Source organism: Butyrivibrio sp. Su6, from assembly GCF_900108105.1.
In the GTDB taxonomy this organism is placed as follows: Bacteria; Bacillota; Clostridia; order Lachnospirales; family Lachnospiraceae; genus Butyrivibrio.
In genome coordinates, this window is sequence record NZ_FNUR01000001.1 from 473,757 (window position 1) to 489,269 (window position 15,513).

Genomic DNA, 15,513 nt, shown 5'->3' on the forward strand with positions numbered 1-15,513 from the left:
GATTATCCATTTAATATTTCTTCTTTCGGATTCTTAGATAAGTCGCAAGTACAGCTGCAAATGCCAGCATAAACAAAAGGAACATCGCTGATAAGGTTCCAACAGGAGTGTCATCAGCTGTTCTGACTCCTGCCTTTTGACTGCCATCTATATGATTGTTCTGATCATCATCAACTATCTGTGCATCTGTATTTATCTTCTTCGCAGTAGATACAGGCGTGCTCTTATTATCCGATGATTCTTCCTTCCTGCTGTCGGAACTGTTATCCTCATCCTTATTGCTATCTTCAGACGAATTGGAAGAAGGCGCAGGTGTAGGATTTGGCGGAGTTGGCACAGGCAGTGGTGATGGTGTAGGCTCCGGCACAGGCGTCGGTGTTGGCATTGGTCCGGGAGTTGGCTCCGGAGTTGGTGTAGGTGTCGGTGCAGGAGTAGGCGTTGGGGTTGGATCTTGTTCAGGATCCGGTGTAGGCTCTGGATCCGGTTCAGGCTCTGGTGCCACGAATGAAACCTGAATAAGAGTCTGAACAGGCATCTCATCAATGCTGCTTGCAAGAGTCACTACAACTGAACCGCTAAGAACAGTCACATGCTTAAAGGGACTGTTTTCATCTTCCAATAGAGGACTCCATGCATTAAACAGATTCTCAGAATCTGCAGTAATATTGCCATCATCGTCCTTTGTTACAGCACCGGTATAAGGTACCTGATTTCCATTTTCATCTTCATATACATATCCGGAAATCTCAACACTATGAGCGGGATTACTTAACATATCCTCATCAGTAAGCCACCAGCTGACAGTAAGAGAATCGGAATACGTGTAGCCATTATCCTCGTCTGGTCTGAACTCAACAGACATGGCTTCTTCAATATATGGTGTTTCATCATTAACATAATCGTAGGACTTGTCACCATCTTCTATAGCTGATTCATGTTCTTTATCAACTACTACGAGCTTTTTGTATGTCTTAACTTCACCGCCGGTTACAGTGTTTCCGGAATCATCTGTAGAAGTTTCTGTCACGTTCTCAACCTTCAGATAATGTGATCCACTGTCAAAAAGACTGTTCGTAAATATTACATGGCATGGAGCAGAATCTTTATCTGCAATTATTCCTGATGCAAATCCATAATATCCGCCCTTACCCGTATCTTCTTCAATATATGTAGCTTCGGTTGAACCAGTGATAGTAACACTTCTTCCTGTAGGACTATCAGAAACAGAATATATTACTTCATCACTTCCATTATTAACCTTAGTTACTTCATACCCTACATATGATGGATTTTCAGTAACTTCAAAGGTGTATCTGGAATTGATTCCAACCAAAACTGCTACCTGTCCTGCTGCCACTCTCACAATTCCATCTGTAGATTCAAGGGCTGAGCTTCGTGTATAGGCACTCGTATCTGCAAAAGCATCATTCCTAAGCTCTGAGTCTGTAATTCCGGCCACATCAGATGCACTATACAGATAGTATTTACCATTAAACGGCACCTTATTTCCATCCGGCCTTACCAGAGACACTTCAAACTTAAAGCCGTAAGTTGTAGGATTTTCAGAAATGATCTTCTCAATAATGAGACTTCCGTCATTTTCCATTGCAGTATTGGTAATGTCTGTTGTATCACCTGTTCTTACTGCAGTTGTCTCATAATAGTTTTTAAGTATGAAGCCATCACCGTAATCATAATCTGTATCTTCAGAGACTTTATAGACAATTTCCGTAGCACTTTGCGGCGCTCCGTTTCCATAAACATATCTTGGAAGTCCCTCAAATACATAGACCCAGGTATTGTCATCATCCCTTTGCTTTGGCGTATCAAGCATTATAGGATTTTCGCCATAGGGCTTAACGACTGAAACACCGCCTAAAACTTCGCTGTTAAAAGCACCAGAGTTAGTAACCACTTCCGTATCTTCAGTTACAAAGAGCCTTATCATGGATGGTCTTATGCCGTGAGAATCAGACTCGTCTTCCCAGTGCTTTATAGCAGTAACATCTTTTGTAATAAGAGTATTTGTTATTACAGTTTTATAGGTATCTGTAGTCTCATCAAAAGAAGTTACATATCCGCTCTCATCTCCTGTTGTCTCTTGAATATACTCAGATGCTGCGGATACAAGGCTGTAACCAAGCGGAACATACGGTGTTCCAGTGGAATCAGTCTCTATAAACCTGTATTCATATTTAACAGGTGAACTGCCATTATAATCTTTGTAGAGAACAAGATCATCTACAGAGCCCTTCCAGCTATTGCCTTCATTTAATTCAACTAAAGGCGCAGTATTTACATCTGCCCATGTAGTTTCATCAGCTGCTTTCCTCTGAAGCTTTGCAAATATGCTATCAGGCCTTGTCTTATACTTATTGTTGCCATCACTCCATTTCTTTTCAACAGATGCACTTCCATGAGGAGTGTTGATAATCTGCGTCTTAAGTTCCTCTGCGCCGCTGCTCTTTACATTTATCTTATCTACCTTGTCAAAAGAGCTGCCATTATAAACATAGTATTCTGTTGTAAACGAACTACCCTCTGTCTCAGAAATGTAGTAAACAATTGTCTTTCCATCTTTATTTACAAGTGGAAGATCTTCAAATGTGCTCTTCCAGTCAGGAGTACCTGTAAGAACCCTCTGCATAGCAACTGTTCCATGCTTAACAGGTAAAAGCGCATCCGGATTATCATCACCACTTGCAAAATTACCGGAATACAGATTTACAGTCACATTATTTTTATCAGCTGTATTATTCGTGTTCCAGATTTTCTCAACAGTAAGCGGATTAGTTCTTGTAATAAGGAAGTTTGTTACACTACTTGTCTGCGCTGTGTCACTTCCACCATATACATAGCTGATGTTATCAGTAGCAGTAAATTCAGATGCCTCCTTACTCTTATCCCTTGTATAGGCATTAGGAGTCACAAGCTCAGCCAGTCTGTACTGGTATTTAACAGGACTGCTGCCATCTGAAAGTTCATACAGAGGAAGATTACTTACAGTTGCCTTCCAGCTTCCAGCCTGATTAACTACTTTCGCACTCTGTCCCTCTACATTTTCCCAAGTGCCTCCTGCTCTTCTTTGAAGTGTCAGGCTTACGCTAGCAGGGCGAAGTCCATAAGCATTATTATCATCAGACCATATCTTTGTTCCTGTGATACTTGTAAGAGGAGTATTTACAATCTTATAGGCAAAAGAGCTTGTTCCACTGCTCTTTGCTGCTGCCTTTGAAACCTTTGTAAAGCCTTCCTGAGACTCTATATAATAGGCAGTATCAAATGCAGAATTTGCTGTTTCCTCTACATAGTAAACAATCTCATTTCCGGTCTTATTGTATTTAGGAAGTCCATTAAATACATGTGTGTCATTACCGAAAATTGTAACTTCACATCCCGGAACCACAGAAAGTGTGCCCGTTGTCGAATCCGCACCTGTACTTAAATTCCTTGATAAAAGCTTTACTGTTACCTCTTCTATGTCAGAAGTGCTGTTTGTATTCCAGACCTTCTGAACTGTTAATGCCTCTGCATCAGTTCTTTTTATAAGATGGTTTGTTACAGAGCTCTTTTGCTGTGAATCAGAACTTCCATCATAGCTGTATCCGTAGTCATCTGTATCAGAAAATGCTGAAACCGATGTATCTCTTGTATATGCATTAGGAGTAGATAGCTCAGCAAGTCTATACTGATACTTAACTGGACTTGTGCCATCTGATAGTGCATACAAAGGAAGACTGGCTATACTTCCTGTCCAGCTATTTGCAGCATTTAATGTTACAGTTTTCCCGGTAATAGTAGTCCAGTCACCGCTCTCTGTTTTACTCTGAAGAGTCAGAACAAGACTTGCAGGCCTTATTCCATATTTATTATTTTCATCATCCCAGACTTTGCTTCCTGTAACATTAGTAAGAGGAGTATTAACTACAACAACTCTGAAATCATCTGTGATATCGCTTGATGTATATTTAAGCGCATCTGTTGCTGTTCCTGTAGGCCAGGTTTCTCCGGTGCCTGACAGGTATTGAGTTTTGAAATTGCCGGTTGTTGTCTCTTTTACATAGTATCTTATAAGCTTACCGTCTTTATTAAACTTAGGAAGATCAGCATACTCGTACTCTGCGCCGTTACTTAATGTTATCTCTGCGATATTTGATATCTGCGTAGGTGCAGCCGTGGACGGGTCACCTCCCGTATAGTTATTACTAAAAAGAGCTACCTTTACATTACTTATTGTTGCATCTGAAGGGGCTGCATTCCAACGCTTCAATACCCTGATCGACTTATCCATAGGTACAAGTGTATTAGTCACTGTAGTAGTAAAGTTTCCATTTGTATCTTTACTTCTAGAATGAACTATAGAATATGACCCGCCGCTTGATTCCGGAAATGTGCCGGCAGTATCGGTACTACCTATTTTTGTTTCTACAACACGGTAGAGATAAGTATCACTCTCTCCAGTTCCATGGAATTTAGGAAGATTATTAAAGGTCTTACTCCATGTATCAGTGCCGGAAACAAGTTCCGAATTTGTTATTTCCTTTGTTGTTACATCTTCCCAAGTCGTTCCATTATCCTTTGAATTCTGGATTTTCACATAAATACGTGTTGGTCTAAGACCATATTTATCACTATCATCATCCCACTCTTTATTAACAGTAAGACTGACAACAGCCCTTGATGTATCAAGCTGATTAACAAGCTTCTTAGTTGGGGATGTTCCCTTGATGCTTGTTATATCTGATGGGTTGTATACCTGATAGTTACCTGCTGTTACAGTTGTACAATACCTATCACTATCTGTTTCTGTTGTGCCGTTTTTAGTCCATGTGGTAGTTTGAGCTTCATCAGCAGGCGAACTTACCTCAATAATTTTACCTGCCTTATCTACTATTCCAACTTCACGGATCCTGTACTCATAGTTTGCCCCACACGATCCATTGCTATTGGCAGTAACAGGCAGGCCGGTTAATGTTTTGGCCCACTTTGAAGATGAGCTAAGTGAATATGGACTATTATTATCATTATTATTGTACTTAGTCCAGTTTGAACTACCAGCAAGGCGATAATATACATCAAAAGTAATGGAACCTTCTCTCATTCCATAGTCGTTGCTGTAATCATCCCACATCTTTTGAATGCTAAAGGAACCCTTTAAAGAGTTCTTTAGACTACCAAGTGTAAGAATACTATCCGAGGCATTGTTACTATCCGAGGCATTGTTAGCCTTTGAATAAACTAAATCCTTGACCGTTTTATAATTTGCCTTAACAAAATCTGAATTAAGTGTCTCTTTTACGTAATATGTATAAAGATTACCATTGACAGAGTAAATCGGAGCAACGATAGGGTTACCATATTTATCCTTAAAGCTAATAGTATAAGTCCAGGTTGTTCCATCCTCTGAGGCAGTCTTTTTTATATTGTAATCAGAAGCTGTAAAATTAATTGTATCCGGATTTTCCTTTCCTGACTGTGTATTTGCAATGGCATATACTTCAAAAGAAAGTGCATCCTGAGTATCTGATACTTTAGGAAGCATTTCTTTCCATGTTGTTCCATCAAAGTTTTTAGCTTCCCATACTTTTGTAAACTGTATCTTATCAAAGCCTGTTGGATTATAGGTATTCTTAAATGTCTCTGTCTTTAAATTAGCTTCAGATGTACTTGCAAGGCTGACTCCGGAATTAGCAAATGCAACTCCCACGTATCCATTTCCGCTTATGGCAGTATTTCCAGTGGTGGCTATTCCATCTCCACCGCCTATTAATGTTACCGCATATCCCGGCATATCATCAGTAAGCTCCACTGCATAATATGCATAGAGCTTTCCGCTCGGGGCAAAAATAGGATAGTTTTCCCAGGTGATTGTTTCCTGTTCAGAGGCATCTGCATTATATGCAATCTGCTTGGTATCAAGAAGTTCAAGTGCGTCGCTATCAAGACCTGCAAAGCCAGCAGCTGCTGCTTTTGAAGATCCTTTATCTGCCTCATTAGCATCATCTGCATAGCTTCCGCTTGCATCTGTATGTCCATATCCATGGCCATCGGATTCCAGCTCTTTTCTATAGAGCCTGAAGGTTGCCTTTGCAACAACTTTCTGGTAAGTCTGCTTTTGTATATCCCAGTCTTTTATGATCTTAAATGTACGCTTGTTTGTAGCTGCATTAAGTTTGTACTGATTGGTCAGATCCGTCGTATTATCAGAATAATGCGGAATCATGATCTCAGCCGGAAGTTCATTATTTTCTCCCAAGGTGTTGTAAATAACTTCCCTTACCTTGTAGGTATACAGATACCCCAATTTGTCATACTTAGGGAACTCTGCATAAGTATCTACAGTATCATCAGTCTTATAAGTACCAAATACATACATGGACTTAAGCTTATTCAAATTCTGTGGAGACTTAGATCCATCACCACTACTGATCTCAGCGACTGCACCATTCCTATATGTTTCCATCTTTGCTTCCTGGTCCATTCCCGTAACATCAGGAACATTTTTGGAAGTATCATAGTCACTTACTCTGAATAGATAAATATAAGCCAGAGGAAGATTATCTACGAGAATTCCGTCCGGAACACCTACCCAAAGTTTTCTTCCTTCGACCTTTACGGTATCTGAAATACTTGTAAGGGTAAAACTATCCTCCTTTGTAAAGTATTTACCATCAACTACTTTTTCATCCTTTGCAATGCCGTCTTTAACAAGGAGCTGCTTTTCACTGCCAACTGTAGCGATTTCTATAACCGCGTCATTATAGTCGTTATTAGCATCATTTCTTAATGGTACCTCATAATGTTCTGTTGTATATTTGGATGTGGCATTGTTAAAGGTTTCTGTTACATAGTAAGTGTATACATTACCATTGTCATCGGCAGCAGGAAGGCCGCTAAATATAGCTTTCTGGATAAACTTATTTCCAGCTTCAACATCTTCCCATCTCTCTGTATAAGAACCTGTGTATGGAATAAGTGCACCATTTTCACCGCCGTCATAATACAGCGTATAATAAATATCAGGTCTTTCATTGCTCTTTGCATGATCATGCCAGATAACATAGAAAGAAACATCGCCTCTTTCACCTGCAGCTTTATTTTTATATTCATAGCTCTCAGACATGAGCATGGTTTTCACATCACTGTATCCAAGATCATATGTGCCATCAATAAGCCCATAGGTTGGTGTGCTGCTGTCTTTTTCTACAACATATCCCGTAGTTGTAGTATCTTTTGTGGCATTTATATTTAGCTCTGTCTTTACAACGCTTGCTGAATCAGGCTCATTCCCGTCTTCATCACATAAAGTTTCACTTGCCTGAGGATTTCCCGTGCATATGAACTCTTTTACGCTGTATATATAGTTATTTCCATTCTCATCATATGCAGGATAATACTTGTCGCTATTTTTAAATGAAACAGTAAGTGCATCACCGCTTGTAAGAGTTGTCTTTCCATCATCTGAATATGTAGGAATATCTATAAATGCGACTTCCTTTTCGGTATCATTAACTTCTCTGAAAAGAGCAACTCTAAGGAAATCACCTCTTTTTCCAAGAACATTTGCAGAATCTTCCCATGTCTTCTTAAATGTAAAAGTTCTGCTTCCTACTCTTGTATTGGTGATCGTAAAGTTTGTACCTGTATCATTTCTGACAATACCGACTTTATAACCTGGTTTTACTGTATTACCGGCATCTTCAATAGCAGTTATGACTCCGCCTGTTATGGAATTATTTGAATATGTAGGCTTTTCTACAGTTCTGCTATAACCGTCAATAAGGCTTATACTAAGGTGATTTTTAATAGCCTGAGCTGCATTTTCATCTGACCCTTCAGCCTTAAAATCATTGCCATCAACCCAGATGTAATTTTCATAGTCTCTGGCAGCTGACAAAGTCAGTTTATAAGGCTTTGAAGTATCTCCACCTTCATAAACCTGTGTAAATTCTCCGGCATCATCATAAGTACCAAAATAAACTGTGATATTTGATCTCTGTGATGTATCTGAATCATCCTTCCAGATCTTGCTAACGTCTATTCTTGTTTTGGACGTCTGGGAACCGGTATAGTTTCTAACTGACAGATCTATTCTCTTACCGGTAACAGTCTTGTCATATTCTTTTCCGTAATGGAAGCCTTCTTCTGTCGCTATATTCCCTTCAGTCATTGTATATACATACTGCTGTCCGTCTTCTGTGTAGGCAGGAACTATCAGGTCCTCTGTCTTCCAGGTCCAGTATGCACTTCCACTTGTTGGTGTGATTTTATTTATAGCAAAGCTATGTTCTTCATCAGTATCAGTTTCGTTATAATGAATTGTGAAAGTTCCGGAAGTTGCACTGGTTGAGTCAGGCTTTTGTAATATGACTGTGGCATAAACTGAGGCACTGCCACCATCTACTGCTCTATAAAGTGTTAAAGGCACATTTCCTGTCTTATCATCTTCTGTTTCAATTCCCCAGCTGCCGCTCCAGGATTTAGTCATGGAAAGCTTTTTTGTTCCATAAAGCTTATTTACAATTGTTGCCTGGGCCGACTCGACTCCATCTTCTACAGTTGCTTCATAGGTTGAGACCGCTTTATAGGTATAATCTCCAAGTGTATAGATTGCACTGTATTTGCCGGATGTATTATCATCAGCTTCCCAATCAGAGGTAAACTGCGCGTCCACGCTGCTTCCGGAAGTAACTGAGGACTCAACAACTCTGTATTCATATTTTTTACCTAGCTTGTCATATAATTCCTGGGCAGCAAAAGATCCCGACACTTTCTTCTTGCTTGAAGAAAATCCCGAAAGAGTTTTGGTATCAACATCTACCCATCCTGTGCTTTCTTTTCTCTGAAGAGTAAATGTACAGTTAGAGCCCACATAGTCACTTATTGCTGATACATTCCAATGCTTGGTGACAGCAGGAGAAATCTTGGCATTTCTGACATTACATACGCTTCCATTATTTAGGGCAACAGTATCAGAAGACTCTCCCGCAAAAGAGCCTTGTCCATTGTAATAAACTGTTTTATAAAGCTCCGACTTTGAAACTTCTGTCACATAATAATTATAGGTGTAACCCATTTCATCAAATTTGGGGAACTTTATGGCACTGCCTGCAAAGTCTTCAAATGAAAACGTTATCTCACTTGAATTTGCATGTTCCTGACCTAATGAAAATGAATACTGTTTTGCATTGTAAGTAACAGGAGCGCCATCTGAAAGGCTTCCGTTACTTGGATATCTCCACAAATAGAATGTTATGCCTTTTGAAATTGCAAGTGCTCTTCTATCTATGCTGTCCTGATCGCTGTCACCATCGTCGCACCATATCTTCTTAAAGGTGAATGTGGCATCGCCTATGGCTGTGGCATATATCTTTTGACCCGGAAGGCACTTGTCAGTTTCAGTACTGTCAACGCCATTGTCATAAGTATATTTAAAGGCAGCATCTGAAGTTGTCGTCATAACAGTATAGTAAAGGATCGCATCACCGCTGCTATAAAGCGGAAGCCCTGTAATACTGTAAGACCACACTGTCTTTCCTTCTGAATCAGTAGTCTTTGTCCATTCAATTGAAAAACCTGATGTAACTTCTTCTACAGCATTGCTTCCCACTACTCTATATAGATGCATAGTTGTAGTAGCGTCACTAAAAAGCGTATTTTGAGGAAGTGTTGGAACAGCGGCCTCTCCTGCTTCTCCAACACGCCAGGTTATTGTTCCTGTTATGCTGTTAGTAAATACAAGACTTACTTTATCTTCGCCACTTTCAGATATGTTTAGATATCCGTCAGAATTTAAACCGCTTATCTGATAGTAAGCCTTCTTTCCATCATAAAATTCATCTGAAAGCTTGATGTACCAGTCATATTTGGTCGTTCCATCTGACATGTACATAGGAAGCTTGGAATAAGATATGCTCCAGCTAAATGGGCCACCAACTACCGTTGGAACATTTGATCCCGGTGATACTAAAATAGGGGAAGAGGCTGTTACTTTTTCATATGTATCACCATTTTTGTAATACAGCTCCACGGCAGCAGCTATTGTAGCCTCATTTCCATCAATTGATGTACTCGTTGTGAAAGGTCTTAGATCCGCATAGTTTCTGTTATCCTGCCAGTCCACGGTAAATAACGGATTTACAAGAGCCAAAATCTTATTTTCAATACTTATGGTTGACGTTGACCATGTAGCGTCATTTATATCCCTTTCAGGAGTAAGCACAAAATATGTGTCACTTCCTATAAGGCCTTTAGAAACAGAATATCCATCAGCGGTTTCAATCTGAATACCATAAAAGCCTGAAGGTATGGAATACTGTCCATTACCTTCAGGTGCTGCACCGCTTCCTTTATCTACATAAACAGGGATATCGGTAAAAGAAAAGTCAACAGAAGCTGTTGTATTGCCGCTTCCATCATCAATAATTCCATTTACAGTCTGCTCCTTGGAGGATATCAAAATAACTTCAGAAGACAGTTCAGAATCTTCCTTTTTTATATCTTTCCCTTCAATATTTCCGTAGAGCTTTAATGTGACCTTTGACTCATTTCCAACTATAAGCGAAGCATCAGAAAAGACTACGTGAACATTCTGAGAAAATGTCTTTCCAGGTGCAAATTCAACATCATAGGTGGTCGGAGCTGCTTTTAAAACAGTAAATCCATATGGAGAAAAGCTGTCAGTTTCAAATTGTACATTTCCCTCAGTATCCACTTCCGTATCAATTATTTCTTTTTCATTTTCTTCTTTTACATGTATAAGCCTAAAATCGTCTGCTTTAAGACTATCTGTATCAACATTCTCAGGAGGCGTAATAGTAACCTTTACAGTATCATCTAGTTCAATCTCTTCTCCGTCCAAAACTACAGAAATATCAACCGCATAAACAACTTCTCTCTCATTTTCTGCAAAGAGATCTTTTGCTTCATCCATTGATATTTCGGATACTACAAGTTCTGCTCCTACAGGAAGAGTTCCTTCAACCTTAACTCCGCCATTTTCCAGAACCATGTACTCAAAGACTATCTCTTTCTCATTTATAATAACTGAGATAACAGGAGCATCTGTATCTAAGATGTACTCATCAGGAAATACAGGTACATATTTATATTCTGCGCCTGCTTTTTCAGAATCGAACCTATCAAAAGAACTGTTTTCTTTATCCAGTTCCCATGTAATGCCTTCTATAGTTACGTCTTCCTCTACAGTAAGTGTTTGTTTTACAAGTTTATAAAAGCCTTCCTCGTCTTCAAATATTTCTTCTTCAGCTTCTATTTCAGTAAGGTCATTATCATCTATGGTGCTATCTAATGAGCTCTCATCACTATTTTCTAAATCTGAAATATCAGAAGCTGCATAGACTTTTAGAACAGGAAAAAGCCTGTTAAGCATTGCAGAATCCTGTCCTTCATCTGTGCCACTTGATTCATCGCCTTCATTGTTTACATCTTCATTACTTTCTTCGTTCTCATCATTCTGAGACTCATCTATATCCTCATTGCTTAAATCACTTGCTTCTTCATCATCTGTCTGACCAGGTTCAATTGCCTCATCCTTATTACCTTCAGTATCATCATTTGGATCCTCAGATGTATTCTCAGTTTCTGGATCTATTTCAGGAACGCTGTCTGTATTTACATCTTCAGTCTGCTGACTCTTTTCTTCACTATTTCCGTCATCTCCTGCAACGCTTCCTTCAGATGCACTGTCTGTGCTGGCTTCAGTACTTGCACTGTTTGCTGATTCTTCATCCTCGATTTCTGAAGATGAAGCCGATGCACTCTCATCTACAGACATACCGCTGCTTGCAGCTGAAGATGCCTCAGTTGCTGACTTTTCCGTCTTTTCAACTCTTACCTTTATTTCCTGCTCTTCTTCATAAGACACAGTGACATTTAGTGCATCCGGGAAAGATAATTCATTTTCTTCAGCACCAAATTTAAGAGTCTGATGTAATACCTCTTCATCAAGCTCTTCAATCTTTATGATTTTCTTTTTTTCTTCTTTTGCTTCACCTTCAGCAAAAACCCTAAGGTCCACGCTGCTAAGAAAAAGCACTGCACTAAGCGTAATAGCAATTCCTCTTGATAATAGATTTCTTCTCATAAGCACTTCCTCATAAAAAACAAAAAGCCATAGAAAACACACCTACTCCCGTATGCTTTCTATGAGCAATAAAAATCTTGTAAAATAAGCGCGACTGCGCTATATATATAGTTTTCCCCTCACCAATATGTTATCAACTCAACTGTCACTCAAATGTCACAAAACAGGAACAAAATATCACGAATCTCTAAAATTACAATAAAAAAAGCCTGAAAAATTCAGGCTTTAATGTGTTATATTTGCGCTCTATGCCTTAAATACTAGGGTTGCAAGAGTTTTTTCTGCCCAGGAATATTGGGACATATATTCGCCACGAAAGGCGTTGATAGCTGCCGGGTTGCCTTGGATATAGGCGTAATAATCGCAGTCAATCTTGCTGGAGTCGATACCAATGACGCCGTATTTTCTAAGTACTATGTCGTTGCAGCCCAGATCCGTGAGGGTTTTGTTAAGATCACTTATCATGTTTTGGAGATAGGATTTGTGTTCTGATGCCTTATGATCATCTTCCCATAACTTATCCTGTAATTCTCCTATAGAACACATTCCTCCATGGTCTATTAGATAAGCGCACATCTCTTTTGTCTTGTTGTAATGAAACATCACAGGAAGCTCGTCCACATAGAGTTCAAAGGATCCAAAGCACCGTGCTTTTATTCTGCCTTCCCACTTTAGTTCCTGAGGATAACGCAGATTATCAATTTCAGTCAGGATCATATCTTTTGTGATTGGTTTCATCAGGTAACCGCTTACCCTTAGTTTTGTAAACGCTTCCTGGATGTATTCATTGTATCCGGTTGTAAAAATAATATTGATCCTTGGGTTTACTTCCTTCTTGAGCTGTTTTGCCAGTTCTAACCCATTTACCTTAGGCATTTCAATATCCAGAAACGCAACTGCAGGATTGCAATGCAGTGCCATACTTAAAGCCTCACTGCTATTTTGTGTAGAGAATATCTCCGCGTCAGGAAGTGCTTGCTTTATTGCTTTGCATAGCCCTCTAAGGGCGATTTCCTCATTGTCTACTGCCAGTATTTTCATTTCCCTTCCCCCTCAATTGGAATAATAATGGTAGCAGTTGTTCCTTCACCTAATTTACTATCTATCAACAGTTTTCCGTTGCAAAGGCTTTTTAATCTGTAGGAAGCACTGTATACTCCTACATGTTTTCTCGTATCATTTTTTCTCTCAGTCTTTAGTTCTAATGATGGCTCAAAACCTACACCATTGTCAGCAACTATTATATTTATGTTTTTTAGATCTTTTTTTACAAATATACTGATTGTCCCACCGTCAGGATTCTTTTCAATGCCATGTCGCACTGCATTTTCGACAAGTGCCTGAAGTGCAAGTGGCGGAATCATAAAATCTTTTGTCTCTACCTCCAATATTGTTTCAAGCTTATCTCCAAAACGGATTTTTTCTATTGCAAGGTAATTTTTTACATGCTCCAGCTCATCTTCAAAAGGAATAAGTCTGTGACTATCTAAATCCACCATGCTTGTCCTTAGATAACTTGAAAACATAGCTATTGCCTTTTGCGCTTCTTCAGCAGAACTGTCACAAAGTACATAGATAGTATTTAAAACGTTGTAGATAAAATGAGGTTTCATCCTGCTCATAAGAAGATCTGTCCTGATCTCAGACAGCTCAATTTCCTGCTGTTTAATTAGCAGTTCTTTTTCCAGCTGAACAAATATCTGAATTACCACTAAAGTAAGTGTTACCATTAGAGGCATAAGGATTATATCTTTAAAAAAGCCTCTTAATAATGAACCAAAAAGAGGTCCCGCAATAAAAACAGCAAAAGCAAAAATTTCACCTTTATTAAAGGTCTTTATCCTGCTAATAAATATTCCGATCATGATAGCCGTAATGAGATATCCTCCAAACTGGCCTATATAGTACAAAGGTCCCGGAGTCAGGGAATCTGCATTTTGCGTATATATACCACCTGTAAATCCTGTAATAAACCAAAATTCACCCATCACAATGCCTATCATGACAGCTGCTTTAGCCCATACACTTGCCTTATAAACGGCCGGTCTGTCATAAAGATCAAGATATAAAGTAAAGTGACCTATTATCATGAAGTATGAAAAATCACTAATGCCTGAAACCAACGCTTCAAGCATAAACTTATCTTCTGAATATGACAAAAGCAGGTAGTTATCCAAACTACCTGCCACTAACATCAAAACATCAAAAGAAAGCATAAGGTAAAAGACCTTCACGCTCCTTTCAACATTACGAAAACCATGCATAAGATTACCGACCAAAACCAGTGACATGATAATCGCTGTATAAAACTGAAGATAAGCATTTATATATGCCATAAAAAGCCCCCAGATACTTAAATGCTACCAATCCAGTGAATTGTTCTCTATCTTCTTATCTCTAAGCATCAGGTCATTAAGGGCATCCCCCGGTGCTTTATTGTTAAACAATATGTCATTTACTGCCTGTACGATAGGCATCTCCACTTCATACTTCTGAGCCAGCTTAAGAGCAGCTCTGGCGCTATATACTCCCTCTACAACCATATGAACTTCGTCCATGGCTTCCTGATAGGATTTCCCCTGTCCAATAAGAATTCCTGCTCTTCTGTTTCTGGAATGCATTGAAGCACAGGTAACAACCAGGTCACCAATTCCTGAAAGTCCGCTAAAGGTCTCAAACTTTCCGCCCATGGCCATTCCAAGACGCCCAATCTCGGCAATTCCTCTTGTGATAAGGGCAGCCTTGGCATTGTCACCAAGTCCATATCCATCAGCCATTCCTGCAGCAAGGGCAATAACATTTTTGAGAGCTGCACCAATTTCTATTCCCAGCATATCAGGGCTTATATATACCCTGAAAACATTATTCATAAATACGTTCTGTACATATCTTGCAATATCTTTTTCAAAAGCTCCAACAACAATTGATGTTGGAAGTCCCTTTCCAACTTCTTCTGCATGAGAAGGACCTGATAAAACACATACATCACATCCCGGGATTTCATCAAGGATAACATCTGACATGACCATAAGTGTGTCATCCTCAATTCCCTTTGTACAGTTGACTATTATCTGCTTATGCTCATCGTCACCTGTTATAAAAGGCTTCATAAGCTTTACTGTCTCACGTAAATGTGCAGATGGAACAACTAAAACTAAAAGATCTTTATTCTCTACTGCTGTCTTTATGTCTGAAGTATAAACAACGCTTTCAGGGAGTTTGACTCCAGGAAGTTTGTCTTCATTACCATGATAATTCTTAAGTTTTTCTACTGTAGCCTCACTTCGCGACCATACAGTAACACTATGTCCATTATTTGCTAAAAGATACGCAAGTGCTATTCCCCAGCTACCTGCTCCTATGACACCAATTTGCCTATTGTCCAAGTCTTATCTCCCATTAAGTCT

General features: G+C 39.3%; 4 protein-coding genes. All 4 read right to left on the reverse strand.

Annotation, left to right across the window (positions count from 1 at the left end; translation table 11 throughout):
- Positions 1 to 10 precede the first annotated feature (10 nt).
- The 4 genes from C4S54_RS01890 to C4S54_RS01905 all read right to left on the reverse strand — a co-directional run bounded on the left by C4S54_RS01890 (position 11) and on the right by C4S54_RS01905 (position 15,492).
- Complete coding sequence (locus C4S54_RS01890) at positions 11 to 12,106, reverse strand: Cna B-type domain-containing protein (RefSeq protein WP_103868008.1); 12,096 nt, start codon at positions 12,104 to 12,106, stop codon at positions 11 to 13.
- 246 nt (positions 12,107 to 12,352) lie between these two features.
- Positions 12,353 to 13,147 (reverse strand): response regulator, encoded by a 795-nt coding sequence (locus C4S54_RS01895; protein ID WP_103868009.1) that lies wholly within the window; start codon positions 13,145 to 13,147, stop codon positions 12,353 to 12,355.
- The gene (locus C4S54_RS01900; RefSeq protein ID WP_103868010.1) at positions 13,144 to 14,442 is read right to left on the reverse strand and encodes a sensor histidine kinase; all 1,299 of its coding nucleotides are present in this window, start codon (positions 14,440 to 14,442) and stop codon (positions 13,144 to 13,146) included. Before C4S54_RS01900 ends, C4S54_RS01895 begins: the two co-directional genes overlap by 4 nt.
- 24 nt (positions 14,443 to 14,466) lie before the next feature.
- Positions 14,467 to 15,492 (reverse strand): NAD(P)H-dependent glycerol-3-phosphate dehydrogenase, encoded by a 1,026-nt coding sequence (locus C4S54_RS01905; protein ID WP_103868011.1) that lies wholly within the window; start codon positions 15,490 to 15,492, stop codon positions 14,467 to 14,469.
- Positions 15,493 to 15,513 lie beyond the last annotated feature (21 nt).

Coding starts and splice junctions, on each gene's coding strand:
- C4S54_RS01900 (WP_103868010.1), bottom strand. CDS start 14,442: ATGGCATATATAAATGCTTATCTTCAGTTTTATACAGCGATTATCATG.
- C4S54_RS01890 (WP_103868008.1), bottom strand. CDS start 12,106: ATGAGAAGAAATCTATTATCAAGAGGAATTGCTATTACGCTTAGTGCA.
- C4S54_RS01895 (WP_103868009.1), bottom strand. CDS start 13,147: ATGAAAATACTGGCAGTAGACAATGAGGAAATCGCCCTTAGAGGGCTA.